This is a genomic window from Luteimonas chenhongjianii (assembly GCF_002327105.1).
Taxonomy (GTDB): Bacteria; Pseudomonadota; Gammaproteobacteria; order Xanthomonadales; family Xanthomonadaceae; genus Luteimonas; species Luteimonas chenhongjianii.
This window is the reverse complement of record NZ_CP023406.1, coordinates 771,837-797,993: the sequence shown is the minus strand read 5'-3', so window position 1 is coordinate 797,993 and position 26,157 is coordinate 771,837. Positions and strand designations below refer to the sequence as shown.

The 26,157-nt window shown below is 69.3% G+C and carries 29 protein-coding genes; 10 read left to right on the top strand and 19 right to left on the bottom strand.

From position 1 onward, the window contains the following. Positions 1 to 13 precede the first annotated feature (13 nt). Together CNR27_RS03605 and bla are read left to right on the top strand one after the other, a co-directional pair. Positions 14 to 1,240, top strand: a complete 1,227-nt coding sequence (locus tag CNR27_RS03605; RefSeq protein WP_096300244.1) for a multifunctional CCA addition/repair protein — start codon at positions 14 to 16, stop codon at positions 1,238 to 1,240. Between the two features lie 104 nt (positions 1,241 to 1,344). Further along, on the top strand, positions 1,345 to 2,220 hold the full coding sequence (bla, locus tag CNR27_RS03600; RefSeq protein WP_096296975.1) for a class A beta-lactamase: 876 nt from the start codon (positions 1,345 to 1,347) through the stop codon (positions 2,218 to 2,220). A gap of 21 nt (positions 2,221 to 2,241) precedes the next feature. Here the strand turns inward: bla and CNR27_RS03595 are convergent, their stop codons facing one another. Genes CNR27_RS03595 through CNR27_RS03575 form a run of 5 tightly spaced genes read right to left on the bottom strand, consistent with a single transcriptional unit; the run spans position 2,242 to position 6,181 of the window. After that, the gene (locus tag CNR27_RS03595) at positions 2,242 to 3,081 is read right to left on the bottom strand and encodes a DUF72 domain-containing protein (RefSeq protein WP_096296974.1); all 840 of its coding nucleotides are present in this window, start codon (positions 3,079 to 3,081) and stop codon (positions 2,242 to 2,244) included. A 24-nt stretch (positions 3,082 to 3,105) separates the two neighbouring features. Beyond that, the gene (locus CNR27_RS03590; protein WP_096296973.1) at positions 3,106 to 3,459 is read right to left on the bottom strand and encodes a glyoxalase superfamily protein; all 354 of its coding nucleotides are present in this window, start codon (positions 3,457 to 3,459) and stop codon (positions 3,106 to 3,108) included. 18 nt (positions 3,460 to 3,477) lie between these two features. After that, positions 3,478 to 4,509, bottom strand: coding sequence for an aminoglycoside phosphotransferase family protein (locus tag CNR27_RS03585; protein WP_096296972.1), 1,032 nt, complete (start codon positions 4,507 to 4,509; stop codon positions 3,478 to 3,480). Between the two features lie 51 nt (positions 4,510 to 4,560). Further along, positions 4,561 to 4,986 carry a VanZ family protein gene (locus CNR27_RS03580; protein ID WP_245815742.1) on the bottom strand — a complete coding sequence of 142 codons (426 nt, stop codon included), beginning with the start codon at positions 4,984 to 4,986 and terminating at the stop codon, positions 4,561 to 4,563. Between the two features lie 10 nt (positions 4,987 to 4,996). After that, complete coding sequence (locus CNR27_RS03575; protein WP_096296971.1) at positions 4,997 to 6,181, bottom strand: class I SAM-dependent methyltransferase; 1,185 nt, start codon at positions 6,179 to 6,181, stop codon at positions 4,997 to 4,999. A 287-nt stretch (positions 6,182 to 6,468) separates the two neighbouring features. On the opposite strand from CNR27_RS03575, the gene CNR27_RS03570 reads away from it, so the two are divergent. Continuing rightward, positions 6,469 to 7,200: a pteridine reductase gene (locus tag CNR27_RS03570; RefSeq protein WP_096300240.1), complete on the top strand. Its 732-nt coding sequence runs from the start codon at positions 6,469 to 6,471 to the stop codon at positions 7,198 to 7,200. A gap of 69 nt (positions 7,201 to 7,269) precedes the next feature. Here the strand turns inward: CNR27_RS03570 and CNR27_RS03565 are convergent, their stop codons facing one another. From CNR27_RS03565 to tsaD, 5 genes are all read right to left on the bottom strand, one after another. Beyond that, positions 7,270 to 8,103 carry a DUF6159 family protein gene (locus CNR27_RS03565; RefSeq protein WP_096296970.1) on the bottom strand — a complete coding sequence of 278 codons (834 nt, stop codon included), beginning with the start codon at positions 8,101 to 8,103 and terminating at the stop codon, positions 7,270 to 7,272. 163 nt (positions 8,104 to 8,266) lie between these two features. Then, on the bottom strand, positions 8,267 to 8,755 hold the full coding sequence (gene folK, locus CNR27_RS03560; RefSeq protein WP_096296969.1) for a 2-amino-4-hydroxy-6-hydroxymethyldihydropteridine diphosphokinase: 489 nt from the start codon (positions 8,753 to 8,755) through the stop codon (positions 8,267 to 8,269). Between the two features lie 62 nt (positions 8,756 to 8,817). Next, positions 8,818 to 10,134, bottom strand: coding sequence for a mechanosensitive ion channel family protein (locus tag CNR27_RS03555; protein ID WP_096296968.1), 1,317 nt, complete (start codon positions 10,132 to 10,134; stop codon positions 8,818 to 8,820). A gap of 43 nt (positions 10,135 to 10,177) precedes the next feature. Further along, positions 10,178 to 10,534, bottom strand: a complete 357-nt coding sequence (gene folB / locus CNR27_RS03550; protein WP_096296967.1) for a dihydroneopterin aldolase — start codon at positions 10,532 to 10,534, stop codon at positions 10,178 to 10,180. A 64-nt stretch (positions 10,535 to 10,598) separates the two neighbouring features. Next, on the bottom strand, positions 10,599 to 11,648 hold the full coding sequence (gene tsaD / locus CNR27_RS03545) for a tRNA (adenosine(37)-N6)-threonylcarbamoyltransferase complex transferase subunit TsaD (protein WP_096296966.1): 1,050 nt from the start codon (positions 11,646 to 11,648) through the stop codon (positions 10,599 to 10,601). Between the two features lie 182 nt (positions 11,649 to 11,830). Between tsaD and rpsU the strand changes: the two genes are divergently transcribed. The 6 genes from rpsU to CNR27_RS03515 all read left to right on the top strand — a co-directional run bounded on the left by rpsU (position 11,831) and on the right by CNR27_RS03515 (position 16,909). Beyond that, a complete protein-coding gene (rpsU, locus tag CNR27_RS03540) occupies positions 11,831 to 12,046 on the top strand; it encodes a 30S ribosomal protein S21 (protein WP_055251159.1) in 216 nt (71 codons plus the stop codon). A gap of 144 nt (positions 12,047 to 12,190) precedes the next feature. After that, the gene (locus tag CNR27_RS03535) at positions 12,191 to 12,637 is read left to right on the top strand and encodes a GatB/YqeY domain-containing protein (protein WP_096296965.1); all 447 of its coding nucleotides are present in this window, start codon (positions 12,191 to 12,193) and stop codon (positions 12,635 to 12,637) included. Beyond that, entirely contained in the window at positions 12,637 to 13,131 is a 495-nt protein-coding gene (locus CNR27_RS03530) for a GNAT family N-acetyltransferase (protein WP_096296964.1), read from the top strand. Before CNR27_RS03535 ends, CNR27_RS03530 begins: the two co-directional genes overlap by 1 nt. Before the next feature lie 106 nt (positions 13,132 to 13,237). Further along, positions 13,238 to 14,221, top strand: coding sequence for a YihY/virulence factor BrkB family protein (locus CNR27_RS03525; RefSeq protein ID WP_096296963.1), 984 nt, complete (start codon positions 13,238 to 13,240; stop codon positions 14,219 to 14,221). Positions 14,222 to 14,351: 130 nt separating this feature from the next. Continuing rightward, a complete protein-coding gene (gene dnaG, locus CNR27_RS03520; RefSeq protein WP_096296962.1) occupies positions 14,352 to 16,082 on the top strand; it encodes a DNA primase in 1,731 nt (576 codons plus the stop codon). Between the two features lie 191 nt (positions 16,083 to 16,273). Then, positions 16,274 to 16,909, top strand: a complete 636-nt coding sequence (locus CNR27_RS03515; RefSeq protein WP_096296961.1) for a hypothetical protein — start codon at positions 16,274 to 16,276, stop codon at positions 16,907 to 16,909. 416 nt (positions 16,910 to 17,325) lie between these two features. Here the strand turns inward: CNR27_RS03515 and cyoE are convergent, their stop codons facing one another. From cyoE to CNR27_RS03495, 4 genes are read right to left on the bottom strand one after another with little or no spacing between them, the layout of a single operon-like run. Continuing rightward, on the bottom strand, positions 17,326 to 18,258 hold the full coding sequence (cyoE, locus tag CNR27_RS03510) for a heme o synthase (protein ID WP_233580243.1): 933 nt from the start codon (positions 18,256 to 18,258) through the stop codon (positions 17,326 to 17,328). Further along, the gene (locus tag CNR27_RS03505) at positions 18,258 to 19,457 is read right to left on the bottom strand and encodes a COX15/CtaA family protein (RefSeq protein ID WP_096296960.1); all 1,200 of its coding nucleotides are present in this window, start codon (positions 19,455 to 19,457) and stop codon (positions 18,258 to 18,260) included. Before CNR27_RS03505 ends, cyoE begins: the two co-directional genes overlap by 1 nt. Beyond that, entirely contained in the window at positions 19,454 to 20,053 is a 600-nt protein-coding gene (locus CNR27_RS03500; RefSeq protein ID WP_096296959.1) for a hypothetical protein, read from the bottom strand. The genes CNR27_RS03505 and CNR27_RS03500 overlap by 4 nt, the downstream gene beginning before the upstream one ends. Beyond that, positions 20,050 to 20,784, bottom strand: a complete 735-nt coding sequence (locus tag CNR27_RS03495; protein ID WP_096296958.1) for an SURF1 family protein — start codon at positions 20,782 to 20,784, stop codon at positions 20,050 to 20,052. The genes CNR27_RS03500 and CNR27_RS03495 overlap by 4 nt, the downstream gene beginning before the upstream one ends. Positions 20,785 to 20,849: 65 nt before the next feature. Here CNR27_RS03495 and CNR27_RS03490 point away from each other — a divergent pair, with 65 nt between their 5' ends. After that, positions 20,850 to 21,068, top strand: a complete 219-nt coding sequence (locus CNR27_RS03490; RefSeq protein WP_096300236.1) for a twin transmembrane helix small protein — start codon at positions 20,850 to 20,852, stop codon at positions 21,066 to 21,068. Between the two features lie 94 nt (positions 21,069 to 21,162). Here CNR27_RS03490 and CNR27_RS03485 read toward each other — a convergent pair whose 3' ends face one another. From CNR27_RS03485 to coxB, 5 genes are read right to left on the bottom strand one after another with little or no spacing between them, the layout of a single operon-like run. Then, positions 21,163 to 22,044 (bottom strand): cytochrome c oxidase subunit 3, encoded by an 882-nt coding sequence (locus CNR27_RS03485; protein ID WP_096296957.1) that lies wholly within the window; start codon positions 22,042 to 22,044, stop codon positions 21,163 to 21,165. A 41-nt stretch (positions 22,045 to 22,085) separates the two neighbouring features. Beyond that, positions 22,086 to 22,706, bottom strand: a complete 621-nt coding sequence (locus tag CNR27_RS03480) for a cytochrome c oxidase assembly protein (RefSeq protein WP_096296956.1) — start codon at positions 22,704 to 22,706, stop codon at positions 22,086 to 22,088. Continuing rightward, positions 22,703 to 22,834 (bottom strand): hypothetical protein, encoded by a 132-nt coding sequence (locus CNR27_RS15800; protein WP_255409780.1) that lies wholly within the window; start codon positions 22,832 to 22,834, stop codon positions 22,703 to 22,705. The genes CNR27_RS03480 and CNR27_RS15800 overlap by 4 nt, the downstream gene beginning before the upstream one ends. A 10-nt stretch (positions 22,835 to 22,844) precedes the next feature. Further along, positions 22,845 to 24,467 (bottom strand): cytochrome c oxidase subunit I, encoded by a 1,623-nt coding sequence (gene ctaD, locus CNR27_RS03475; RefSeq protein WP_096296955.1) that lies wholly within the window; start codon positions 24,465 to 24,467, stop codon positions 22,845 to 22,847. Positions 24,468 to 24,487: 20 nt separating this feature from the next. Further along, the gene (coxB, locus tag CNR27_RS03470; protein ID WP_096296954.1) at positions 24,488 to 25,453 is read right to left on the bottom strand and encodes a cytochrome c oxidase subunit II; all 966 of its coding nucleotides are present in this window, start codon (positions 25,451 to 25,453) and stop codon (positions 24,488 to 24,490) included. Between the last annotated feature and the right edge of the window lie 704 nt (positions 25,454 to 26,157).

The following is a 26,157-nucleotide window of genomic DNA, read 5'->3' as shown; positions in this document are numbered from 1 at the left end:
GCATCATCCGGTGATGGAGATCTATCTGGTGGGTGGCGCGGTGCGCGACCGGTTGCTCGGACTGAGCCCGGGTGACCGGGACCACGTGGTCGTGGGCGAAACCCAGGCTTCGATGGAAGCGGCCGGCTTTCGCCCGGTCGGGCGGGATTTCCCGGTCTTCCTGCATCCCGCGACCCAAGAGGAGCACGCGCTCGCGCGGACCGAGCGCAAGTCCGGACGCGGCTACCGCGGCTTCGTCGTCGACGCCGATCCTTCGGTCACGCTGGAGCAGGATCTGGGGCGCCGCGACTTCACGATCAATGCGATCGCCCAGGCGCCGGACGGCACGCTGATCGATCCTTACGGCGGCAGGTCCGACATCGAGGCACGGGTGCTGCGTCACGTGGGCCCGGCGTTCTGTGAAGATCCGCTGCGCGTGCTGCGCGCGGCGCGGTTCATGGCGCGTTTCGCGCCCTTGGGCTTCACGGTCGCCGACGAGACCATGGCGTTGATGCGCGGCATGGTGGACGCCGGTGAGCTCGAGGCGCTGACGCCCGAGCGGGTGTGGCAGGAGCTGGCGCGCGCACTGGCATCCCGGTCGCCTTCGGCCTTCCTGCGCACGCTGCACGACTGCGGTGCACTCGCGGTGGTGCTACCGGAAGTGGACGCGCTCTACGGCGTGCCGCAGCGCGCCGAATTCCATCCCGAGGTGGATACCGGGGTCCACGTCGAGCTGGTCGTCGACATGGCCGCGCGCCTCGCGCCGGGGGATGCGCGCATCGGATTCGCCGCGCTGACCCACGATCTGGGCAAGGCCCTGACCCCTGCAGACAGATGGCCGCGCCATGTCGGCCACGAGCACACGGGCATCCGGCCGCTCGAGGCCCTGTGCGCGCGACTGAAGGTGCCCGCCGAGCACCGCGATCTCGCGATCATCGCCTGCCGTGAGCACCTCAACATCCACCGCATCGAGGAACTGCGCGATGCCACGCTGCATGACCTGATCGCGCGGTGCGACGGCTTCCGCAAGCCCGCACGTATCGACCAGCTGGCCACGGTGTGCGAATGCGACAAGCGCGGCCGGCTGGGCAGTGCCGAGGCTGCCTACCCGCAGGCCGACCTGCTGCGGCGCGCCCATGCCGCGGCGCTCGCGATCAATGCGCGCGAGCTGGTGGCCGAAGGCATCACCGGCCCGGCGATCGGCAAGGCGCTGCGCAAGGCCCAGATCGCGGCGATCGCCCGGTCGCGCAGTCCGGACTGAATCCCGAGGCGGATCCGCGGGCGCGCACCTGGGCTGTGCGCCTGGTGCATCGCGCGCGAACCGTCGATTCCCTAGACTTCCGGCCCGCCCAGGACACTGCTGCCATGCCCACACGTCGTCACCTCCTGATCGGCGCCGGCAACCTGCTGCTGGCCGCCACCGCGTCGCCGCTGCTCGCCGCCGCCGCCGACGACGACGCGACGCTGGATGCAGCGCTGGCCGCGCTGGAACAGGCCGCAGGTGGCCGGCTCGGCATCGCCGTGCTCGATACCGGCACCGGGCGCAGGCTGGGTCGGCGCGAGGAGGAACGCTTCCCGATGTGCAGCACGTTCAAGGCGCTGCTGGCAGGGGCGGTGCTACACGCCGTCGAGCGCGGGCACGTGCGCCTGGATCAACCGGTGGACGTGGCCGCGGGCGATCTCGTCCCGTACTCGCCGTACGTAGAAACGCGCCTGGCCCAGGGCAATGCGCGGGTCGACGACCTGTGCCGCGCGACGGTCACGCTGAGCGACAACGCCGCCGCCAACCTGCTGCTGCCCCTGGTCGGCGGGCCTTCGGGATTGACCGCGTTCCTGCGCGCACTCGGCGATCCGGTCACGCGCCTGGACCGCTGGGAACCGGACCTCAACGAGGCCGCGCGCGATGATCCGCGCGACACCACCAGCCCGCGCGCGATGGTCGACAGCCTGCAGCGGCTGCTGTTCGGGGACGTGCTGCGCGCGCCCTTGCAGGCAGTCCTCGCCGCATGGCTGATCGAGAACCGCACTGGCGAGGCGCGCATCCGCGCGGGCGTGCCGGCAGGCTGGATCGTCGGCGACAAGACCGGTACCTGCGGCGCGGGTACGGCAGCGGACGTGGCCGTGCTATATCCGCCCGGTCGCGCGCCACTGCTGCTGGCGGTCTATGTGCACGGCGCCGGGGTGAGCGGGCCCGCGATCGACGCGCTGCACGCCGACGTGGCCCGCGCCGTGCTCGGCTGAGCCGCGAACGCGCGCGTCCCCCTACTTCGCGGCCGCTTCCAGGCGCTGCTGCAACGCCATCGCCGCGGCGGGGTTGCGCGCCTTGGCGGCGGAGATGAAGAACACGAAGGTCTCGCGCGGCACGACCGGCGCGGCGTCGCGCGCGCCGGCATAGGGCAGATCGCCAGGTGCCTCGCCCCTGGCCCACTGCAACGCGCGCTGGGCCCAGGCATCGAGCTGCAGACCGGGGTAGCCGGTCGGGCTGTTCTCGCGGCTGGCCATCAGTCGCGCATAGATGAAGTCGCCGGTGATGTCGGCAAACGACGGATAGTCGCTGGAATCGGTGAACACCGTCGCCACGCCACGCGCGCGCGCCAGCCGCAGCCAGGTTTCGCTCTGGAACGACGGATGCCGCACCTCGACTGCATGACGCAGCGGCAGGCCATCGACACTGTCGGGCAGCAGTGCGAGGAAAGCCTCGACATCGTCGGCATCGAAACGCCGCTGCGGCGCGAACTGCCACAGCAGCGGGCCCAGATGGTCGCCGAGTTCGGCGATGCCGCCTTCGACGAAACCCGCGATCTGCTTCGCAGTACCGGCCAGCGCACGCGCGCCGACGATGTGGCGCGGCGCCTTGAGCGAGAACACGAAGCCCGGCGGCGTCTCGCTGCCCCACTTCGCATAGGTCGCGGGCTTCTGCGCGCCGTAGAAGGTGCCGTTGATCTCGATCGCGGTCAGCCGGCGACTGGCGTACTCGAGCTCGCGCTTCTGCACCAGGCCCTTGGGGTAGAAGTTGTCGCGCCACTCCGGAAACGTCCAGCCACCGATGCCGGTACGGATGCCGTGGACCGGCGACGGCGCGCTCGAGAACAGGTCATTCATCGCAATCTCCGGGACAGGCCGTGGTCAGTCTGCATGCTGCGCGAACCGCAGCCGGTTGTGGTCGGGGTCGATGAGCACCATCTCGCGCGTGCCCCAGTCCGTGTTCCACGGCGCCTGCATGATCGGCACGCCGGCAGCGGCGAATGCGCGCGCGCAGGCATCGACGTCGACCACCTTGAAGTACACGGCGCCGCCGACCGCACAACCGCCGGCATGGGCGGTCAGGAAGAGCGTCTGCCCGTCGCGGGTGAGCTGCGCGAACAGCGGCATACCGGAGTCGAAGCGGTGTTCCCGGTCGACGGCGAAGCCGAGCGCGGCATAGAACGCGAGACTGCGGTCGGCATCGGTCATGCGCAGCTGCGGGATCACGGTCTGCATGGCGAAGCCTCCTCGGCGTCAGGTGGCGGACAGATGCGGCCGCACGTGGCAGTCGAGCAGCGCGCCGAGCGGCGCGAGGGCGGGGTCGCGCGGCACCACCGCATCGAGATAGGCCAGGAAGCGCGGCGCGTCGGCGAGGTACTTCGGCTTGCCGTCGCGGTGGTGCAGGCGCGCGAAGATGCCCATCACCTTGAGATGGCGCTGCACACCGGTGAGGGCGGCATCGTGCGCGAACCGGGGCAGCGCCGGCACGGGCAGCCCGGCCGCCTGCGCGCGGGCGTGGTACTGCGCCAGCCAGGCTTCGGCCTGCGCGACGGGCCAGCTGTGGAAGGCATCGCGCAGCAGGCAGGCCACGTCGTAGGCGATCGGCCCGATGACCGCATCCTGGAAATCCAGCACCGCGACGCCGCCTTCGACCGGCATCAGATTGCGCAGCATGAAGTCGCGATGCACCAGCACCTGCGGCTGCGCGAGCATCGCGGCGACCAGATGCGCCTGCACCGCCTCCCAATCCGCGCGCTCGGCGTCCGACAGCGTGACACCGAGGTGGCGGCCGAGGAACCAGTCTTCGAAGAGCGCGAGTTCGCGCTGCAGCATGGCCGCATCGAACGCCGGCAGATCGTCCGGTGGCGCGATCGCCTGCAATCGGAGCAGCTGTTCGAATGCCGCTTCCATCAGTGCGTCGGTATCGAGCGAATCCAGCGCCTGCAGGCAGGTTTCGCCACCGAGATCCTCGAGCAGCAGGAACCCCGATTCGACGTTGCGCGCGCGCACGTGCGGCACGCGCACGCCGTGCATCTCCAGCAGATCGCGGATGCGCAGCCACGGGCGTACGTCCTCCAGCTCCGGTGGCGAATCCATGACGATGCGCGACAGGCCGTGCGCCTCGCCGCGCCAGTAGCTGCGGAAACCGGCATCCATCGAGGCGCGCACGAGCGTCAGCGTCGCGTCGCCGCTCGCATCGCGTGCCCAGCTCAAGCGCGCAGCGGCGCGGGCGGCGTCGTCGTCGGCAGGCGCGGTCGGCGCGTTGGAAGGCAGGGCAGCGGACATGCGGTGGGCCGGGTCGGGAAGGGAGGAATTATCGGCGAATCGAGGCCACGCTCAGCGTCCGCGCCCGCCGAGTCCGCGGGTGTCCCACCGCAGCAGCGCGTCACGGAACAGCGTCAGCCGCGTGGACAGGCCGACGATCACCCCCAGCGTGTTGGCGAAGGCATCAGCGGGATCCTGCATCCGCGTGTCGGTCAACGCGCCCTGCGCATATTCAAGACCGATGCCCAGCAGCACCAGGCCGATGCCGGCGCCGAGCAGCGCAGGCCAGCGTGCGTAGAGCTGCACCGCGGCCGCGGCGAGCGTGAAGTAGGCAAGGAAATGGCCGAGTTTGTCGCCGCTCCGCACATCCGGCATCGGCACCGACGGCGCCAGCGACAGCACCACGACAACGGCGATCGCGGCGATCCACAGCCCGCCCCACAACGCCGGCCGCCGCAGCGGCTTGAACGACCGGCCCAGACGCGGACGTCGGCTCACGCGGGCCTGCTCACAGCCGGTGACTCATGTCGCCGATCAGGAAGGCGTGGTCGAACTCCACGTCCTTCGCGAAGCCGATCGCCTGGAAAGCCTCGCCCATCTCGCCCGGCAGGGTGAGCCGCTTGGCCTGCTGGCGCAGCGCATAGCGGGCGGCCTCGTCGGCGGCCAAGGCCTCGTGCGCGGCCAGGCGTTGTTCGAGCCGGTTGCCGAGCAGCAGCGAGGTCTGGTTGCAGTAGCCGGCAAAGTCGAACCCCGCGTGGGTGCCGGCCTCGGCCAGCGCGGTGAAGTCGACCGATGCGGTGAGATCCTGCAGGCCCGGCAGCGCGAACACATCGCCCGAGACCTGGTGGCGGTGGAATGCGCGCAGCGTGCCGGCGTCGCGGTCGTCACGGTAGAACTCGCGGCGTGCATAGCCGTAATCGACGAACAGCATCGCGCCGCGGGTCAGGCCGCCGGCGACGGCCTGCACCCAGTACGGCAGCTGCGGCAGAAGTTCGGAGCGGTAACCGTCGGGCAGCGGGGCGCCGCGCTGGCGCTCGACATGACGTACGGCCGCGCCCAGCAGCGCATCGGCCGGGTGCAGGGTCCGGCCGAAGCCGTCGCCGTCGCGGGTCACGTATTCCTCGTAGACCTCGCCCTCGCCGATGACGAAGCGCGGCGTCGGCAGCGCATCGACGACCTCGTTGGCGAACAGCGCGCCCTGCCAGTCGCCGGGCATGGGGCCGTCGAGCCATTCGACGCGGGCGAACAGCGCCGCCGGCAGGCGCTGCTGCAGGTGGGCGCGCTGCCGCTCGCGCAGGTCGGCGCTGGGCTCGAGGATCGCGTAGCGCGCAGGCGTCGCATCGAGGGCCGCGAGATGGCTCAGCGCATCGCCGGCGAACGCACCGCTGCCGCCCCCGATCTCGAGGAATTGCGCATCGCTGCCGATCTCGCGCAGCACCGGCGCAAAGGCCTCGGCGATGCATTCGGCGAACAGCGCGCCCAGTTCGGGCGCGGTGACGAAATCGCCCGCCGCGCCGAACTTCGCCGCGCCGGCGCTGTAATACCCCAGCCCGGGCGCGTAGAGCGCCAGCTCCATGAATTTCCAGAACGGAATCGCGCCGCCCGCCTCGGCGATCTGCGCATGGATCAGTGCGCGCAGCCGTGCACTGTGCGCGAGCGCGTCTTCGGACGGACCCTGGACAGAAGCGGACATCGCAAAACTCTCGACCAAACGTACGGGCTTCAGGATACGCGAGGCGCCGCAACGGCCGCTGTCAGACCGCGCCGACAGTTCCAGGCACGTGCTTGCGGAAGATGCCCATCGCAGGGCGCCTCGCCGGTTGCGCCGGGCATCGGACGGCGAGCCGGGCTCGGGGCAGCACAAGGACGGGACATCCGCGGACATCGTGACCGCAGCCCGGGCGGCCGGGCCGGCCGGCGGACAGCACGATGAACGGCGGGTGGCGTAAGGTGGCCACCCGCGCCACATTCCTGATCGGCATGCCTGCATCCAGCCCCGTCGTCCTGGTCACCGGCGCCGCCCGTCGTATCGGCGCGGCCATCGCGCGTCGCCTGCACGCGGACGGTTACGCGGTGGCGCTGCACTGCCACCACTCGCGCGGCGATGCCGATGCGCTGGCCACGGCGCTCGAGGCGCAGCGGACAGGCAGCACTCTGGTGCTGGAGGGCGACCTGGCCGATCCGGGTGTACTGCCGGGGCTCGTCGCCGGCACCGTCGCACGGTTCGGCCGGCTCGACGCCCTGGTCAACAACGCCGCCGCGTTCGCACCGACCGCGTTCGCCGACACCGATGCCGCTGCATTCGACGCATTGATGGCGACCAACGCACGCGCGCCGTTCCTGCTCGCGCAGGCCGCGGCGCCGCATCTGCGCGCCAGCCGCGGCGCGATCGTCAACATCGGCGACCTGTACGCCGAACGCCCGCGCGCGGATCTGGTCGCGTATGCGGCATCGAAGGCCGCGCTGCTCGGGCTGACCCGGGGCCTGGCGGTCGCGCTGGCACCGGAGGTCCGCGTCAATGCGGTGTCGCCTGGCGCGATCCTGTGGCCGGAGGACGGCGCGGATGCGACGCGGCAGGCGCACATCCTCCAGGCCACCCCGCTGGCCAGGCTTGGCACGTCCGGGGAAATCGCCGATGCGGTCGCCTGGCTGCTGCGCGGCGGATTCATGACCGGCGAAGTGCTGCGGCTCGACGGCGGCCGCTCGATCTAGCTACAGCTGCTGCGAGCCTTGGGCACAAATGCTGCGCAGGCGCCTCGCATCAGGGTGCGCCGGCGCTGCTCAGCGCCTGGGTTCGAACGCCTGCGCGAGCTGCGCACCGGAGAATCCAGGCGGCACTTCGTGGCTGACCGCATAGCGGTACAGCGCCGCCGAATAGATGCCGGTCAGCGCCGTCTGGTAGACGGCCACCAGCATCAGGCCGATCGCGCACAGCACGGCTACCGCGATGCCGAGCGCCGCCGAGCCCATGAAGGCCAGATAGCTCAGCGCCACGCCGGTCACCGCGCCCAGTCCGATCAGCAGCCCGAACGCCGCGCCGATGCCAACGCTGCCGATCGCGTTCTCGCCCCAGGTGCGCTTGAGCAGCGCGACGCTGTCCTTGAGCGCGTCGATCGCGCCGATGTCGCGGCTCACCAGCACCGGCACCACCAGGAAAGTCGCCAGCGTCCATGCCACGCCCAGGCCGCTGCCGAGCAGGCGCACGAGGAAGTTGGTCTCGTTGCGCTTCATCGCCTGCAGCAGCACACCCACCGTCGCAGCGATCGCCGCGTAGCCGAGGATCGCCGGCAGCCGGCGCCTGGCCGCGGCGAATCCGTCCGACAGCGTCGGGTTGCCGCCTTCGAGGCGGATCAACGCCGCGCCCACCAGCGCCGCATTGAAGAACACGATCACGCTGTACTGGCAGAAATAGAAGACGAAGGCGACGGGCAGCCAGGCGAGGCCGATGCCGTGCTCGAAGATGCGCAGCGCGAACAGTGGCAACGCGAACGTCGCCAGGACGCCGAGCGTTGCCAGCCCGGACAGCACCGGAAACAGCATCAGCTCCTTGTCCGAGCGCAGCACGCCTGCGCTCGCCTTCACCAGGTCCCAGCTCCGCGACAGCCTGTCGAACATGTCCGCACTCCCCCGTGGTTGCCTGCATTCTCCCGTCCACCCCGGCGGGCCGGCAATGGATGGAAGTCATCTCCCGGACGTGGGAATAGACCCGATGTGACAGACCCCGGTCCAGGACGTGGGAATAGAGCTGATGCGACAGGCTCCGGATCCGATGCCCGCTTCAGTCCGGCAAGGCGACCCGGTGGAAGTCCACGTGCCGATCGGGATGCGCGTCCCACAGCCGTGCCAGGGTCTGCCCCGACACCGGATGCCGCCAGTCGGGGGCGATCTCGGCCGCCGGCCGCAGCACGAAGGCGTGGCGCAGTTCGTCGCGGGGGATGTGCAGATGGCCCGGGCCCTCGAGCACCGCGTCGTCGTAGAGCACGATGTCGATGTCGAGCGTGCGGTCGCTGTAGCGCGGGCCGCTGCGGTCGCGGCCCTGGGCATCCTCGAGCGCGTGCAGCCACTCGTTGAGGGCCGCCGCCGCGAGATCCGTGTGCACGACCGCGGCGGCATTGAGGAAGTCCGGCCCGGCGTAGCCGACGGCCGGAAAGCGGTACACCGCCGACGCCACGAGCCCGTCGAAGCGCGCGCGCAAGGCGCGGATGGCAGCGCTCAGGTGGATCTCGGGATCGACGTTGCTGCCGAGACTGAGCAGGGCGATGGACATGGCGCGCTCCGGTGGGGACGCCATGATCGCCGAAGCTTCCCGCCCGCGGCGAGGGGGGGCACTCAGTCGTCGTCGGGCGGCGCCGGCAGCGGCGGCGCTGCGTGCGGCGCGACGGGCGCAGCGCCCGTGTCGTCCGGCAGGGGCCGCAACCTGACCTCCACCGGCGCATCGCTGTGCGCCTGGAACACGCGCAGGTCGAACTCCGGAAGGATCGCCAGCAGGTGGTCGAAGATATCCGACTGGATCCCTTCGTAGACACCCCAGCTGGTGTCGCGGGTGAAGGCGTAGATCTCCAGCGGCAGGCCGCTTTCGGTGGGCTGGAGCTGTCGCACCAGCAGCGTCAGGTCCTGGTTGATGTCGTGGCGGCCGCGCAGATAGTGCTGGACGTAGGCGCGGAACGTCCCCAGGTTGGTGACCCGGCGATGGTTCACCGGCTCGGCGCCACGTGCGGCGAGCGCGGCATTCCATTCGCGCAGCTCCCGTTCCTTGCGGTCGAGATACTCGTCGAGCACGATGAAACGACGGAAACGCTCGATTTCGTCGGGCTCGAGGAATCGTACGCTGCGCTGGTCGAGCTGCAGCGCCCGCTTGATCCGCCGACCGCCGCCTTCGGACATGAAGCGCCAGTTCTTGAAGGAATCGCTGAGCAGCTTCTTGGTCGGCACCGTGGTGACCGTGCGGTCCCAGTTCTGCACGGTGATCGTGTGCAGGGCGATGTCGATGACGTCGCCATCGGCGTTCTCGCTCGGCATCTCGATCCAGTCCCCCACCCGCACGCGGCCGTCATTGCTGATCTGCACGCTGGCGACCAGGGACAGGATGGTGTCCTGGAAGATCAGCATCAGCACCGCGGTCATCGCGCCCAGGCCGGTGACGATGTGCAGGAACTGGGCGCCGATCATCGTCGCCACGGCGGAGATCGCGACCAGCGCGAACATCACGATCTTCGCCACCTGCAGGTAGCCCTTGATCGGCTTGTTGCGTGCCTGCGGGCGCTGCTCGTAATGACGGTTGATCGCGTCGAGCGCCTTCGCCACCGCCACAGCGATCGTCACCACGATGAACACCTGGCACAGGTTCTCGATGATCCGCACCAGTTGTGGCGGAAGGTCGGGGACCAGCGAGACACCTGCCGAGATCACCAGCGCCGGCACCACGTTGGCCAGCCGCGGAATCACCTCCAGCCGCACGCCGTGGTCGTGCTGGGCGCCACCGAACGGCGATTTCGAAAGCAACTGGCGCAGCCCGCGCAGCAGCACGCGCTTGGTCAGGAAGTTGGCCAGCCACGCGACCAGGAGCACGGCGGACAACACCGTGATGGTATAGGCCCAGGGATAAGGTGCCAGCGCGTCGTGTAGCCGGTCGAGGTAGAGCTGCATCGGGGATGTTCTCCTGCGCGGACCGCCGCGCCGGGGGCCACGATCAGGTACTGCGCGTGCGTTGGATCTGGACGCCGACGGCGCGTGCTCCACGCACGGCGCCCGGCTTGCTGAGCTTCAATCGTACCGAAGCGACATTGAACTCTTCGATCACGATTGCCGCGCAGCGCTCGGCCAGCGTTTCGACCAGGCCGAATTCCGACGCCGACACGTACTCGATCAGGCGCTTGCTGACCGCCTTGTAGTTCAGCGTGTCGGCGATGTCGTCGCTCGCCGCCGGAATGCGGTTGTCGAACGCCATCTCGATGTCGAACACCAGCGGCTGGCGGATGCGCCGCTCCCAGTCGTAGATGCCGATCAGGGCCTCGATCTCGAGGCCTTCGATGAAGACGTGGTCCATTGGGGGCCGGATGCGCGTAGCGGAAAGCCCGCAGCTTAGCGGCAGCGACGCGACGCCGCCGCGCTCAGGCTGCGGCAAGCGGCGGCAGCGTCGCCATGTCCCAGCGCGGGGTCACGTGAACTGCGGCATCGCTGGACTGGCCCGCCTCGAGACGCAGCGCACCGGCGAACGCGATCATCGCGCCGTTGTCGGTGCACAGCGCCGGACGCGGGAAACACACGCGGCCCCCGCGCCGCTGCGCATCGGCCTGCAGCTTCGCGCGCAGGCGGGTGTTGGCGCCGACGCCGCCGGCGACGACCAGGGTGTTGCAGCCGGTCGCGTCCAGCGCGCGCGCGCACTTGATCGCCAGCGTGTCGACCACTGCGTCCTCGAACCCGCGGGCGATGTCGGCCCGGGTCGCCTCGGACTGGTCGCTGCCCTGCCAGGCCAGCAGCACCTGGGTCTTGAGCCCGCTGAAGCTGAAGTCCAGGCCCGGCCGGGTGGTCATCGGTCGCGGGAAGCGGAACGCGCCCGGCGTGCCGTGCTCGGCCAGCGCCGCGAGTTGCGGGCCACCGGGATACGGCAGGCCCATCAGCTTGGCGGTCTTGTCGAAGGCTTCGCCGGCGGCATCGTCCAGAGTCTCGCCGAGCAGACGGTAGACGCCGATCGCGTCGACCGCGACCAGCTGGGTATGGCCACCCGAGACCAGCAGCGCGACGAATGGCGGTTGCGGCGGGCCCAGCAACGGATCCGCATCTTCCATCAGTGGCGCCAGCAGGTGCCCTTCCATGTGGTGGACCCCGATCGCCGGCACGTCCAGCGCCCAAGCCAGCGACCGGGCGACGCCGGCGCCGACCAGCAAGGCGCCGACCAGGCCGGGCCCCGCGGTATAGGCCACGCCGTCGAGATCGCGGGTCGACAGGTCGGCCTCGGCCAGGGTCTGCCGGATCAGCGGCAGCAGCTTGCGCACGTGGTCGCGACTGGCCAGTTCCGGCACCACGCCGCCGTATTCGGCGTGCAGCGCGATCTGGCTGTAGACCGCATGCGCGCGCAGGCCCGCCGCCCCGCCGATGGCCGTGTCGAAGACGGCCACGCCGGTCTCGTCGCAGGAGGTTTCGATGCCGAGCACTTTCATGGATGCACTTGCCTGGGAAGCGGATGGAAGGCCGCGCCGGCCGCGGCACCGGGGGCGGCTTGCACCGCCGACCGGGACGCGGCTATGATACGCGGCTCGCCGGGCTGGAGTCCGGTCGAAACACGCATTCGATTCGATCCGGCTACACATTCGTGCCGGACGTTCAAGTCCCCGGAGATTCCATGCCTAGCGTCAAAGTCCGCGAAAACGAGCCCTTCGAGTTTGCGCTGCGTCGTTTCAAGCGCACCTGCGAGAAGGCAGGCGTGCTCGCCGAAACCCGCAAGCGCGAGTTCTACGAGAAGCCGACCCAGGAGCGGAAGCGCAAGGCCGCTGCCGCCGTGAAGCGCCAGTCGCGCCGCGTTTCGCGCGACGTCACCAAGCGTAAGCGCCTGTACTGATCGGCGCGCGCCGGGCGTCCGCGTCCGGTTCGATCGTTTGATGACGCAAACAGCCGGCAGCGCACTGCGCCGCCGGCTTTTTGTCGTGTCCGGCGTATGCCGGGATCCGCCCCGCCCGCACCCATCCGCCCCCGGAGACGTCCCATGACCCTGAAGCAGCAACTCACCGAAGACATGAAGGCCGCGATGAAGGGCGGCGACAAGGACGCGCTCGGCGTGATCCGCCTGATGCTCGCGGCGATCAAGCAGCGCGAGGTGGACGAGCGCATCGAGCTCGACGATGCCGCGGTGCTGGCGGTCCTGGAGAAGATGGTCAAGCAGCGGCGCGATTCGGTCAGCCAGTACGAAGCGGCCAGCCGCGAGGACCTGGCCCAGGTCGAGCGCGACGAGATTGTCGTCATCGAACGCTACCTGCCCGAGAAGCTGGGCGAGGCCGAGATCCTGGCCGAGATCGAAGCGGCCAAGGCCGAATCCGGCGCCGCCGGCCCCAACGACATCGGCAAGCTGATGGGCGTGCTCAAGCCCAGGCTGGCCGGCAAGGCCGACATGGGCGTGGTCTCGCGCCTGGTGAAGCAGTCGCTGTCGAACTGATGGCCGCCGACGGCATCGCCCTGCGCCCGGCCCGGCCGGGCGACGTGCCGCTGGTGCTTGCGCTGATCCGCGAGCTGGCCGACTTCGAACGGCTCGCCGATGCGGTCGTTGCCGACGAAGCGGTGCTCACCGCGTCGCTGTTCGGCCCCGCGCCCGCAGCCGAGGTGGTGATTGCCGAAGCCGATGGCGAGGCCGCGGGCTTCGCGCTCTTCTTCCACACCTTCTCGACCTTCGTCGGCCGCCGCGGCCTGTATCTCGAAGACCTGTTCGTGCGGCCCGCATATCGCGGGCGCGGTATCGGCGCGCGGCTGATGCGGCATCTCGCCGCGCTCGCGGTGGAACGCGGCTGCGGCCGTTTCGAGTGGACCGTGCTCGACTGGAATGCCCCGGCCCTCGCCTTCTACCGCCGGCTGGGCGCAGCGCCGCAGCCGGGCTGGACCGTGCAGCGGCTCGAAGGCGACGCCTTGCGCGCCCTCGCCGCCGGCACCGTCTGACCGCCTCGCAGATCGTCACGCCGCGCAACGGCATCGCACCTAAGGTGACGGCAACGCCGCAGGGGACGCACGCGTTGCGCGCCCGCCGGCCCCAAGACCGATCCGCATGAGCACACCGCAGGACCAGCCCGACCCTGATGCACCCGTCCGCCACACCCGCTGGGGCCGTCTGCGCAGCCGCATCGACCGACGCGTCGAGATCATCGAGGACAGCCTGCCCGCCGCGCTGGTGAAGCGTTTCGTCGATGCGGACCTGCTGACCCAGGCGGCCTCGCTTTCGTTCTACACACTGATCTCGCTGGCGCCGATGCTGGTGCTGGTGCTGTGGATCACGGCATCGCTGTATCCGGCCGCGCAGGAGGCCTTGCTGGCGCAGATCGGATCGCTGGCCGGCGAAGGCGCGCAGACGGTCGCCACCACCGTCATCCAGAACGCGAAAGAGCAGCCCGATGTCGGCTCGCTCGCCGGGCTCTGGAGCACGCTGCTGCTGTTCGTCGGCGCGACCGTGGTCTTCGCCCAACTGCAGGGCACGCTGAACCTGATCTTCCACACCGACGGCGACCGCCTGCCGGGTGGGCTGATGGTGTTCCTGCGCAAGCGCGTGTTCTCGGCCGGCGTGGTGTTCGCACTCGGCTTCCTGGTGCTGGTGTCGACGTTGATGACGACCGCCCTGGAAGTGATCTTCGCCAACGTGCCCACGCTGCTACCGCTGGTCGGCAATGCGCTGATGCTGGTGATCTACTCGCTGGCCTTCGCCCTGCTCTACCACTACCTGCCCGACCGCCGCGTGCGCTGGCGCCAGGCCCTGTTCGGCGGCGTGATCACCTCGCTGCTGTTCGTGCTGGGACGCTGGGTGATCGGCATCTACATCACCCACGCCGCCCCCGGCAGCGCCTACGGCTCGTTCGGCACGCTGGTGATCCTGCTGATCTGGATGTACTACGCGGCGACGATCTTCTTCGTCGGCGCCCTGATCACTGCGGTCATCGACGAGCGCCATCGCCGCGCCTCGGTCGACCGCAAGCTGCGGCAGCGCGCGGAACGCAAGGCCGCCAGCGCCGCGGCAAGCGGGCCGCCTGCCGCCTCCTGAGCACGGCCGATCGCGGCAAGGCGCGTGTGGCGTGGCATCCTATTACCCGCATGCACCGCGCCTTCCGCTCCTGCTCCACCGCCCGGCGACCCCGTCCCCCGGCACGGCCACGCCTGCGGGAGCGCCACTGATGGCCCGGATCCCCGACGCGTTCATCGACGACCTGCTGGCGCGCACCGACATCGTCGAGCTGATCAACGCGCGCGTGCCGCTGAAACGCCAGGGCAAGGAGTATTCGTCGCGCTGCCCCTTCCACGACGAACGCTCGGCGAGCTTCACGGTGTCCCCGACCAAGCAGTTCTATCACTGCTTCGGCTGCGGCGCCCATGGCACGGCGATCAGCTTCCTGATGAATTACGACCGCCTCGAGTTCCTCGATGCGGTCGACGAGCTGGCCAAGCGCGCCGGCATGGAAATCCCGCGCGACGCCCAGCAGCGCGAGGCACGGCCCGACAGCGCGCCGATGTACGACGCGCTCGAGGCGGCGTCGCGGTTCTTCGTCCGCCAGCTCGCCGGCAACGACGCGGCGCGCAGATACCTCGACGAGCGCGGGCTCGACGATGGGATCCGCGACACCTTCGCGATCGGGTATGCGCCCGATGGCTTCAGCACCCTCAAGGACGCGCTCGGCAAGGACGATCCGCGCCGCATCGCCGTACTCGAGAAGGTGGGCCTGCTGTCGAAGAACGAACGGGGCCACAGCTACGACAAGTTCCGCGACCGGGTGATCTTCCCGATCCACGACCGCCGCGGCCGGGTGATCGCATTCGGCGGCCGCGTGCTCAAGCCCGAGGATTCGCCCAAGTACCTCAACTCGCCCGAGACGCCTCTGTTCCACAAGGGCCGCGAGCTCTACGGCCTGTGGCAGGTGCGCCAGGCCAACCAGAAGATCGAGCGCCTGATCGTGGTCGAGGGCTACATGGACGTGGTCTCGCTGTTCCAGTTCGGCGTGCCGCAGGCCGTGGCGACCCTGGGCACGGCGACCACGCCCGACCACGCCGAACTGCTGTTCCGAAACGCGCCGGACGTGTTCTTCTGCTTCGACGGCGACGCCGCCGGCCGCCGCGCGGCCACCCGGGCGATGGAATCGGTGCTGCCGCGCATGCGCGACGGTCGCCAGGCCTTCTTCCTGTTCCTGCCCGACGGCGAGGATCCCGACTCCATCGTGCGCAGCGAGGGTGCCGCCGGCTTCGAGGCGCGCCTGGCGGGGGCGACGCCGCTGTCGACGTTCTTCTTCGACACCCTGGGCGAGGCCATCAACCTGGCGACGCTCGACGGCAAGGCACGCCTGGCCGAACGTGCCAAGCCGATGCTGGCGCAGATTCCCGACGGCGCCTTCGCCGACCTGATGCGGCTGCGGCTGGGCGAGCTCACCGGCCTTGGCGCTGCCGTGCAGGCGACTCAGCCCCCCCCACCGCTGCGCCCGGCGCGCGGTGGACGCGGCGCGCCGCCGCCCCGTCGCAGCCTGGTCCGCCACGCCATCGCCCTGCTGCTGCAGAAGCCCGGCCTCGCCGCCGGCCTGCCGCCGCCGTATCCGTTCGTCGCGCTGCGCCAGCCCGGCATCGAACTGCTGACCGAGCTGATCGCCATCGCCAGCGTGCGCCCCGAGATCACCACCGGCGTGCTGCTGGCGCAGTTCGACGAGCGCGAGGAGGCCCCGGCCCTGCGCAAGCTCGCGACCATGCCACTGGCCGGCGAGGAATCCTCGTGGGAGGTCGAACTGCGCGACGTCATCGGCCAGCTCGACCGCCAGGCGCTGCAGCAACGGATCGACGACCTTCTGGCCCAGCAGCGCGAGGGCACGCTCGACGCCTCCGGCAAACAGACCCTGCGTGAACTGCTGGCCCAGAGTGCCCGCTGAAATATCCCGACGCTTCGAGCCGCCTCTCGCCGCTCCACCGCGACGGCGCCTTAACCCCTTCGCAGGTCTGATGCCGGCCGGGGACCGGCCGACAACAGGCGCACGCGCCGGCGATCGGCCAACCAGCATCGCGCTCACCGGAATCCGCGCAGATGGATCGGCACGGCGGCCCTTTTTTACAGGTGAAGACCATGTTCCGCACGCTTTTCCCGCATTCCGCCCGACCCGGCGCAGGCCTGGCGCTTGCGGCCGCCCTGCTGCTCGGCGCCTGCGCGAAGATCGACACGCCCCCCGCCCTCGTCAAGCCGTTGCACATCGACTTGAGCGCGCCGGTCGCCGAACAGGTCGACCTGGCCTGGCCGCAGACCGGCGGCGTCCCCGCCGAGGCGCACACGATCGCGCAGCCGCGTGACGTCAGCCTGCGGTTGCCGGGCGGCCAGCAGATTCTCCTGCCGGCCGACCGGGTCAGTTTCAGGCAGCGCGACGGCATGCTGGTCGGGGTGCACATCCAGCTCAGCGGCGGCGCGGGCGAGCACCCCGACGCGGTCGCCCGCACGCGGGCACTGCTTGAAGCCAACCGCCTGCTCGACCCGGCGCTGGCGCACACGCTGCAGGCCTGGGGTCCGGACGCGGCTGCGCCGCAGACCGCACGGATCACCATTCGTGAGGTCTACGTGGATGTCGCCCTGGCTCCAGCGCGCCGTGCCGGCTGGCAGGCGACGCTGGACTTCGCACCGCGTGCCTGCGAGATGCCGGCCGGCCTCGACGGTGACCCGGAGGCCTGCCTACAGGCCACGCCGACCTCGACGATCGTCGCAGGCGGCTGATCGCGGCAACTCCCTCCCCGGCCTGCACCTCCCCGGCGCTGCGTCCGGCGGGATCGCAAGGCCAAGCGGATGCGCTTCGCGTCATCCCGGGCGGGGCTGCACGCGGCGCGCATCGCGCTCACGGCGCTGCGATCGGCGACCGGCCAGGCGACCGACGTGGGCGCACCGCGCAACTCGGCGTAGCATGCGCGGTGATCCGGCGGCATGCCGGATCAGATCCGGCACGGAACACCGTTCCGCCGCCGCCCGAAGGACCCCCAGCGGAGCGCAACGATGGCCAAGAGCCTCGACAAGAAGAAAGAGACCAAGAAGAAACCGGTCAAGACGATGAAGGAAAAGCGGGCCGAGAAGGCCGCGAAGAAGGCCTGACGCCGACTGCGCCGGCGGGCTCGCGCCCGCCGGAGCGTCGCGCGGCTTCAGCCGATGCGCTGGAAGTCGAGTCCGCCTGCAGCCGCGCCAGCGCCCGGCAACCACGGCAGCAGCCAGTGGTCGATCAGCAGGAACGCGAACAGCGCCATCAGATAGACGACCGAATAGTTGAACATCCGCATCGCGAAGAACTCGTCCGGCGGATCGAGCATGCGCCAGGCGTACCAGAGAAACACCAGCCCCAGCACGACGGCACCGCCGAGATAGAACACGCCGCTCATGCCGATCGCGACCGGCAGCAGCGTGACCACGACCAGCAGCACGGTATAGATCAGGATCTGCCAACGCGTGTAGGCCACCCCATGGGTGACCGGCAGCATCGGCACCAGTGCACGCGCATAGTCCTCACGGCGGAAGATCGCCAGCGCCCAGAAGTGCGGCGGCGTCCACACGAAGATGATCAGCACCAGCAGCAGTGCATGCGCCCAGTCCCACTGGCCCTGCATGTTGGTCACCGCGGCCCAGCCCAGCAGCGGCGGCGCCGCACCGGCGATCCCGCCGATGACGATGTTCTGCGGCGTCGCGCGCTTGAGGAAGCCGGTGTAGATGACCGCGTAGCCGATCAGCGAGGCGAAGGTCAGCGCGGCCGTCAGCGCGTTCACCAGCAACGTCAGGATCACCATCGAGAGCGCGCCGAGCGCGAGCGCGAACACCAGCACCTGCACCGGACGCAATGTCCCGGTCGCCAGCGGACGGTTCGCGGTCCGGGCCATGAGTTTGTCGATGCGCTGGTCGATCAGGTGGTTGATGGCCGCTGCCGAGGCGGCCGCCAGCCAGATGCCGAGCAGACCGCACACGGTCTCGCGCAATGGCGGCAGTCCAGGCACGGCGAGGAACATGCCGACCAGCGCGGTGAACACGATCAGCGCGACCACGCGTGGCTTGGTCAGCTCCCAGTACTGGCCCGCGACATGCGCCATCAGTCGGGCCGCTTCAGACGCGCGAGCAGCGACACGAGCACGAACAGCAGCAGCGCGGCGCCGGCGTTGTGCATGACCGCGACCGCGAGCGGCAACGCGAGCTTGACGTTGAGGATGCCCAGCACGACCTGCGCGCAGGTCAGCAGTGCGAGCGCGATCGCCCAGCCACGCAGCCCGGGCGTGCGCAGCAACCGGACGGAAAATGCGATCAGGTAGGCGAACACCGCGATCGCCATGACCCGATGGGCGAGCTGGATCGCGATCCGCGCCGCACCGTCGAGCACGCCGCCCTCGTAGTCCACGCCGACCCCGCGCCACAGCACGAAGCCCTCGCGGAAATCGGCCTGCGGCCACCACTCGCCGACGCACCTGGGGAAATCGACGTAATGGTGGGATTCGGTGACCCAGCCACCGGCGCCGCAGGCCAGCGCCGCATAGTTCGCGCTGACCCAGCCCCCGAGCGCGATCTGCACGGCGAGCAGGCCGATCGCGCCGAACGTCCAGCGTCGCAGCGCAGGCGCATCGACCAGCACGATCGGCTGCATGGTCGCGCGCCAGGCCATCCACACCAGCAACGAGAACGTCAGCATTCCGCCGAGCAGGTGACCCATGACGATCACCGGCTTGAGCAGCATGGTGACCGTCCACTTGCCGAGCAGCGCCTGGAAGATCACCACCGCCAGCGTCAGCGCCGCCGCCCGCGCAAGGTCGATGTTCGACCAGCGCAGCGCCGCGAACAGCAACAGCGCCTCGCCCAGCGCCGCGATACCGAGCGCGGCCATCACATGGCCCTGCATGTACAGCGGAATGGCGAGGGCGACCAGCAACGAGGCGCCGAGCACCTGCAGCACGCCGTAGCGGCGCCTGCGCGCGGCCAGCAACGCCAGGCCCAGCACCAGCACGCCCAGGGTCGCCGCGAGATGGCGGTGCACCTGCTCGCGCCAGGCCTTGTCCGACTCGAACTCGCGGATCGCGGTGGCCGCGTGGTCGACGACCTCAGAGGCCGCCTGCGGCCATGCGGCGCGCCCGTAGCAGGTCGGCCAGTCCGGACAGCTCAGGCCGGCATCGGACAGGCGCACGAATGCGCCGAACACGATCACGCACAGCGTCAACGCCGCCGCCAGCCACGCGATGCGGTGGAAATGCTTGTGGGTCGCCGGTCGGAACGCCGTCGCGTGCGCAGGAAGCCTGTGGGTCATCTGAGTTTCAGCAGCTTGGCCATGTCGCCGCGCAGATCCCCCGGATCGAAACCCGGGGCGTAGCGCAGGATCACGAACCCGTTGGGGTCCACGACGTAGGCGGGGACGCCATTGTCCGCTTCGCCGGTGCCGCCGTCGACGCGCGGTAATGTCGCACGCAAGTTCCGGTCAGCTTCGACGACGCGCCAGGCGGAATTGCGGATCGCGCCCTCGGGCACCTCGCCGACCCACAGGATGTCGACGCGGTCGGCGTTGCGGCCGAACAGTTGCCACACCAGATCGAGCTGGCGCGACAGTTCCACGCAGTCGCTGGCGCAGTCCGCCGGCGGCGCGACGAGGATGCGCCAGTGGCGCTCGACCGGGCGCCAGTCGTACACCGTCCCGTCGCTCAGGCGCAGGGTCTGGCCGCGCAGGTCGGCCGGCGGATTGAGCAACTCGCCGCGGTTCTGCATGCCGGCGGGGCGCCAGCCGGAGAAGCGCAACGCGCCCGCGATCAGCGCACTGCCGAGGAACAGCACCAGGATCAGCACCAGCAGCCAACGGTTGCGGTCGCGCTGGACGGGTGGCAGTGGCGGTTCGACGCGAGGAGCGGTCATCGACGGCGGTTCCGGATCGTGAGTACGAGGGCGATGACGAACACCGCAGCCGCCAGCCCGAACCACTGGACCGCGTAGCCGAGATGCTTGTCCGGGGACAGCGTATTGGGCAGCACATCGAGATCGCGCTGGTAGCCGATATCGAGCGCGGGATCGAGCCGCAGCACCCGCGGTGGCAGCGCGTCCAGACCCGCTTCGGCGGCGATTGCGGCGGGCTCCACACGGGTCATCAGCACCGCGTCTCCGGGCACCAGGGCCGGGCCCAGCGCAAGCCCCGGCGACGGTGGCGGCGCGAGCAGTCCGCGCAGTTCGAGGTCGCGGCCGAGCAGACCGTCGCCGCGGACGATGGCCGCGTCCGGCAACCGCGTGCCCCGGTCGACCAGCGCGGTCCAGCCCAGGTCGACCAGCAACGGTGGGCCGGCCTCCGGAGCGAACAAGCGATAGACCCGCAGCCCGGGTATGCCGGCGCGAATCTGGTTGTCGAGCACGAAGGCCGCGCGGTCGACGAAGCGGCCGCGCCCGGCGCTCCAGTCATAGCTCCGCGCGCGCGCGGGGTCGGCGGCGGCGGCCAGCGGCACCGCGTCGCGGGACGCGAGCGTGGCGGCAACGGCATCGACGGTCGCCTGCTTCTGGCTCATCCGCGACAGCTGCCATTGGCCGAGCGAGGCGAAGGCGACGATGAGCACCGCTGCTGCGCTCCAGCCCACGACGCGGGTCAGGCCCGGGCTCACGCGCGCGGCTCGCCGGGCTGCAATAATCGCCCCTGGCGCACAGGCCCATGGAGCCCGCGATGGTGATGAACGATTCGCTCAAGACCCTGCTGATCATCGCCTTCGTGCTGCTGATCCTGTGGAATCTGGGCAGCGCGCTGTACTACATGATGACCGACAAGGGCACGACCGATCGCACGGTCAAGGCATTGACGCGCCGGATCGGCCTGTCGGTCGGCCTGATCCTGCTGGTGATGCTGGCGATCTGGATGGGCTGGATCAAACCGCACGGCGTAGGCGGCTGACGCCCGCCACTGCACACGGGAGACGGGCGCCGGCCTCACGGCCGCGCCTGCGTAGCGTTGACACCCCAATCCCGGTTCCCCGATCCCGCCGCGCTCAGACGACGTAGACGAACAGGAACAGGATCAGCCAGACCACGTCGACGAAGTGCCAGTACCAGGCGACCGCTTCGAACGCGAAGTGATGCTCGCGGGTGAAGTGCCCGCGGTAGCAGCGCAGCCAGATCACGATCAGCATGATGGTGCCGAGCGTCACGTGCGCGCCGTGGAAGCCGGTCAGCATGAAGAACGTCGAACCGTAGATGCCCGATCCCATCGTCAGGTTGAGATCGCGGTAGGCATGCACGTATTCCTCGATCTGGAAGAACAGGAACACCGAGCCGAGCAGGATCGTCGCGCCGAGAAACACCAGCAGGCGGGTGCGATGCGCAGCGCGCAGTCCATGGTGGGCGATCGTGATCGTGATGCCCGACGCCAGCAGGATCAGCGTATTGAGCAACGGCAGGCCCCAGGCCGGGATGGTCTGGAACGCGCCACCCACGGCGCCCGGGCCAGCCGATGGCCAGGCCGCGCTGTAGCCGTCCCAGAGCACGGCATTGGTCATCGCGCCCGAACCTTCGCCGCCCAGCCATGGCAACGACAGCGTGCGGGCATAGAACAGCGCGCCGAAGAACGCGGCGAAGAACATGATTTCCGAGAAGATGAACCACACCATCCCCATCCGGAACGACACGTCCACCTGCCTGTTGTAGTAGCCCGACACGGACTCGAGGATCACGTCGGCGAACCACTTGAACAGGATCAGCGCCAGCACGGCGATCCCGACGAAGAACATCGGCCGGCCCCAGCTGGCCTCGTTGAACCAGCTGGCGAGGCCCAGCATCGTCACGAACAGGGCGACCGAAGCGAACACCGGCCACTTGCTGTCATGGGGAACGAAGTAGATGTCAGGGTCCTGCTCGGGCTTGGCGTGGGCCATGGCGGTATCCGGATCGTGGTTTTCGGAAGGCGTGGTGCGGCTCAGGGCGCCGCGGCCACGCCCGGATTGCCGCGTGCCGGCGCCGCTTGGGCGGCCAGACGCGAGGTCAGTACATCGTTCTTGAAGAATGTGTAGCTCAGCGTGACCGTGTTGACGTCCTGCGGCAACGACGGATCGATGATGAAGCGGACCGGCATGTCACGGGTCTCACCGGCCTGCAGGGTCTGCGCGGTGAAACAGAAGCACTCGGTCTTCTGGAAGAATCCCGACGCCCGCGCTGGCGCCACCGACGGTGTCGCGCTGCCGACGACCGGCCTGTTGCTGTCGTTGTGCGCGTAGTACGTGGTCTCGTACTGCTCGCCGACCCGCACCCGCATGCGGGTCTCGTTGGGACGGAACGACCAGGGCAGCCGCGAGTTCACCGTCGCGTCGAACTCGACCGTCACCCAGCGCTCGCCCGGTGTGGCACTGGTCGCCGGCGCGCTGGCAGCGCTGTTCTCCAGGCGGATGCCGAACACCTTCTCGCACGCGATGCGGTACAGCGGCACCAGCGAGAAGGTGAAGGCGAACGCCGCGATCGAGATCGCGACGAGCTTGCCGATGCCGAAGGTCTTCGACTTCGGACGGTTATCGGGCGCCTGCCCCGGCAGATCGTTGCTCATGCCAGCAGCACCCCGCGCGCGATGAAGCCCAGGTACACCGCCGCCGCGATCACCGCGATGATCACCGCCGTGCGCCGTGCGCGACGGCGGCGCTCGGCGAGATCGGGATCAGGGGTGGGCGTCGGCATCGCGGCGACCTCAGTGGCTGATGTCGTCGTGGGCGAGGTCGCCGGGCTTGAGCACCGGCGGCTTGGAGAAGGTGTGGTGCGGCGCCGGCGACGGCACCGTCCACTCCAGCCCGCGCGCGCCTTCCCATGCACGTGCTGCGGCCGGCGCGCCGCGCAGCTTCGAATGCAGCAGGATCGCGAACATCATGAAGGGCGTGACGAACATGCCGAACGCGCCGATCGAGCTGATCAGGTTCCAGTCGGCGAACACGACGTTGTAGTCGGGAATGCGCCGCGGCATGCCGGCCAGGCCGAGGAAGTGCTGCGGGAAGAACAGCAGGTTGACGAAGACGATCGTCCACCAGAAGTGCACGCCCGCCCAGAACTGGCTGTACATGCGGCCCGTCCACTTCGGCCACCAGTAGTACGTCGCCGCGATGATCGCGAACAGCGCACCGGTCACCAGCACGTAGTGGAAGTGCGCCACCACGAAATAGGTGTCGTGGTACTGGAAGTCGGCCGGCACGATCGCGAGCATCAGGCCCGAGAACCCGCCGATGGTGAAGAGCAGCACGAACGCGATCGCCCACAGCATCGGGGCCTCGAACGTCAGCGCGCCGCGCCACATCGTCGAGACCCAGTTGAAGACCTTCACGCCCGTGGGAATGGAGATCAGCATGGTCGCGAACATGAAGTAGATCTCGCCGCCCAGCGGCATGCCCACCGTGAACATGTGGTGGGCCCAGACGATGAAGCTCAGGAACGCGATCGCCGCCGTCGCGTAGACCATCGCCTGGTAACCGAACAGCGGCTTGCGGCTGAAGGTGGGGATGATCTCCGAGACGATGCCGAACGCCGGCAGGATCATGATGTAGACCTCGGGATGCCCGAAGAACCAGAAGATGTGCTGGTACATCACCGGGTCGCCGCCACCGGCGGCGTTGAAGAACGAGGTCATGAAGAACTTGTCGGTCAGCAGCATCGTGACCGCGCCGGCCAGCACCGGCATCACCGCGATCAGCAGGAACGCGGTGATCAGCCACGTCCAGCAGAAGATCGGCATCTTCAGCAGGTCCACGCCGGGCGCGCGCATGTTGAGGATCGTGGCGATGACGTTGATCGCGCCCATGATCGAGCTGATGCCCATCATGTGGATGGCGAAGATGGTCAGCGACACGTTGCTGCCGCCCTGCAGCGACAGCGGCGGGTAGAGCGTCCAGCCGCTGGCCGGGCCGCCGCCGGGCAGGAACAGCGTCATCAGCAGCATCGTGAACGCGAACGGCAGGATCCAGAACGACCAGTTGTTCATGCGCGGCAGCGCCATGTCCGGCGCGCCGATCTGCAGCGGGATCATCCAGTTGGCCAGGCCCACGAAGGCCGGCATCACGCCGCCGAAGATCATCACCAGCGCGTGCATGGTGGTCATCTGGTTGAAGAACATCGGGTCGACGAACTGCAGCCCGGGGACGGTCAGTTCGGCGCGGATGATGACGCTCATCGCCGCGCCGATGATGAACATCATGAAGGAGAACAGCAGATACAGCGTGCCGATGTCCTTGTGGTTCGTGGAGAAGAACCAGCGCTGGACGAAACCCTGCGTGTGGCCGTGATCGTCGTGGTGGTGCGCGTCAGCAGTTGCGGGATGCGTCGACATGTGCGGTGTGCCTCGATCGATCAGCCGGCCGCGGGAGCGGCGGGGGCGGACGGGAACTGCGTGGCGGCATCGGCCTGGGCCGGCGCTGCCTCGGATGCCGCAGGCGCGGCGTCGGCCGGGACCGGAGCGGCGGGGGCGGGCGCCGCCGGTGCGTTCCGGGCCTTTTCGGCAGCGAGCCAGCTGTCGAACTCCTCGCGAGGCACGGCGCGCACCACGATCGGCATGAATGCGTGATCCTTGCCGCACAGCTCGGCGCACTGGCCGCGGTAGATGCCGGGCTCGAGGATCTCGGTCCAGGCCTCGTTGACCAGGCCCGGAATCGCGTCCTGCTTCCAGCCGAGCGCCGGCACCCACCAGGAATGGATCACGTCGTCGGCAGTGACGACGAAGCGGATCTTGGTGTTGGTCGGCAGGACCAGCGGGTGGTCGACGTCGAGCAGGTAATGGGGGTGGGCGTCGAGCTCGGCGCGGGTGACGTTGCGGTCCTGGCGCAGGCGGTCGCTCTCGCGATCCAGGCGGCTGGTCAGGCTGACGTCCTCGCCCATGTATTCGTAGCGCCACATCCACTGCACGCCGGTGACCTTGACGGTCATCTCGGAATCACGGGTGTCGTACATCGCGATCAGCTTGCGCGTCGCGGGCACCGCCATGGCCACCAGGATGACGATCGGAACCACCGTCCAGATGATCTCCGCGGTGGTGTTGTGGGTGAACTGCGCCGGGGTGACACCGCGGGACTTGCGGAAGCGGAACATGGCCACCGCCATCGCACCGAACACGATCAGGCCGATCGCCACGCAGATCCACAACGCGAGCATGTGGGCGTCATAGGCATGTTGCGCAGTGGTGGTGACACCGCGGCCCATGTTGAGCTGCCACGGCTTGGGGTCGGCGGACTGTGCCCCGGCCCCTGCGGACACCAGAAGCGCGGCTGCGCCCCCCATCCACTGTTTCAAACGACAGGCTTGCTTCACATCGGACCCCATACCTGAGCTGGCCTTGTGCTGGCGGGAACGCGTCCGTCCTTGCCCGGTTTTGAGGTGCCGGCAAGTCAACGCAGGAGCGGCGGCGTACTGCGAATAACGAATGAATGGTAGCTGTCGGCAATCAACAGGGGCAAGCCGCGCCTCGCCCGCCCCGTCGCAGCGCCTTGTTCAGCTTCGGAGAGCCGCGATCCGGCAAGCGCATGATCCGGACTCGGGACGGATCTGCTCTGGAAATTTCGAAGACATTGGGCGCAAATGCGCTTTTTTGGCAGACTTTAAAGACAGTCACCTCTGCAACTTGGCGCCCGCGCCAGGCGTTCGCTGCTGCGTCGCCGCAACTTCGGCACTGTCCCTCGAAGGAACGCTCGCCCTGCGTACGCCCTGCCCCCGCAAGTCAGGGTGGCTACGGTGGAGGCTTGGCGCCCACCGAGCCGACGCTCGTCCTGCATCGGCTCGGCCAATCTCCCCGGGCGATTGCTACGGCGCCTAAATAGGCGACGGACCACCTGGCGGCGACGCCCGTCGCGGGCAGGGGCAAGCATGACTCCAGGTGTTGTCCCGGCACACCCGCAGAGCGGGCGTTGGCCACCGGGGGACGCCCGAGGCGCTGCGGGAGCATCGCGGGACGGCGATGCGTGTCCCGGCAGCGGGGACTGCTGGCGACCGGGGGCGCTGTGTACCCATTCGTGCGCCCACTTTGCGAG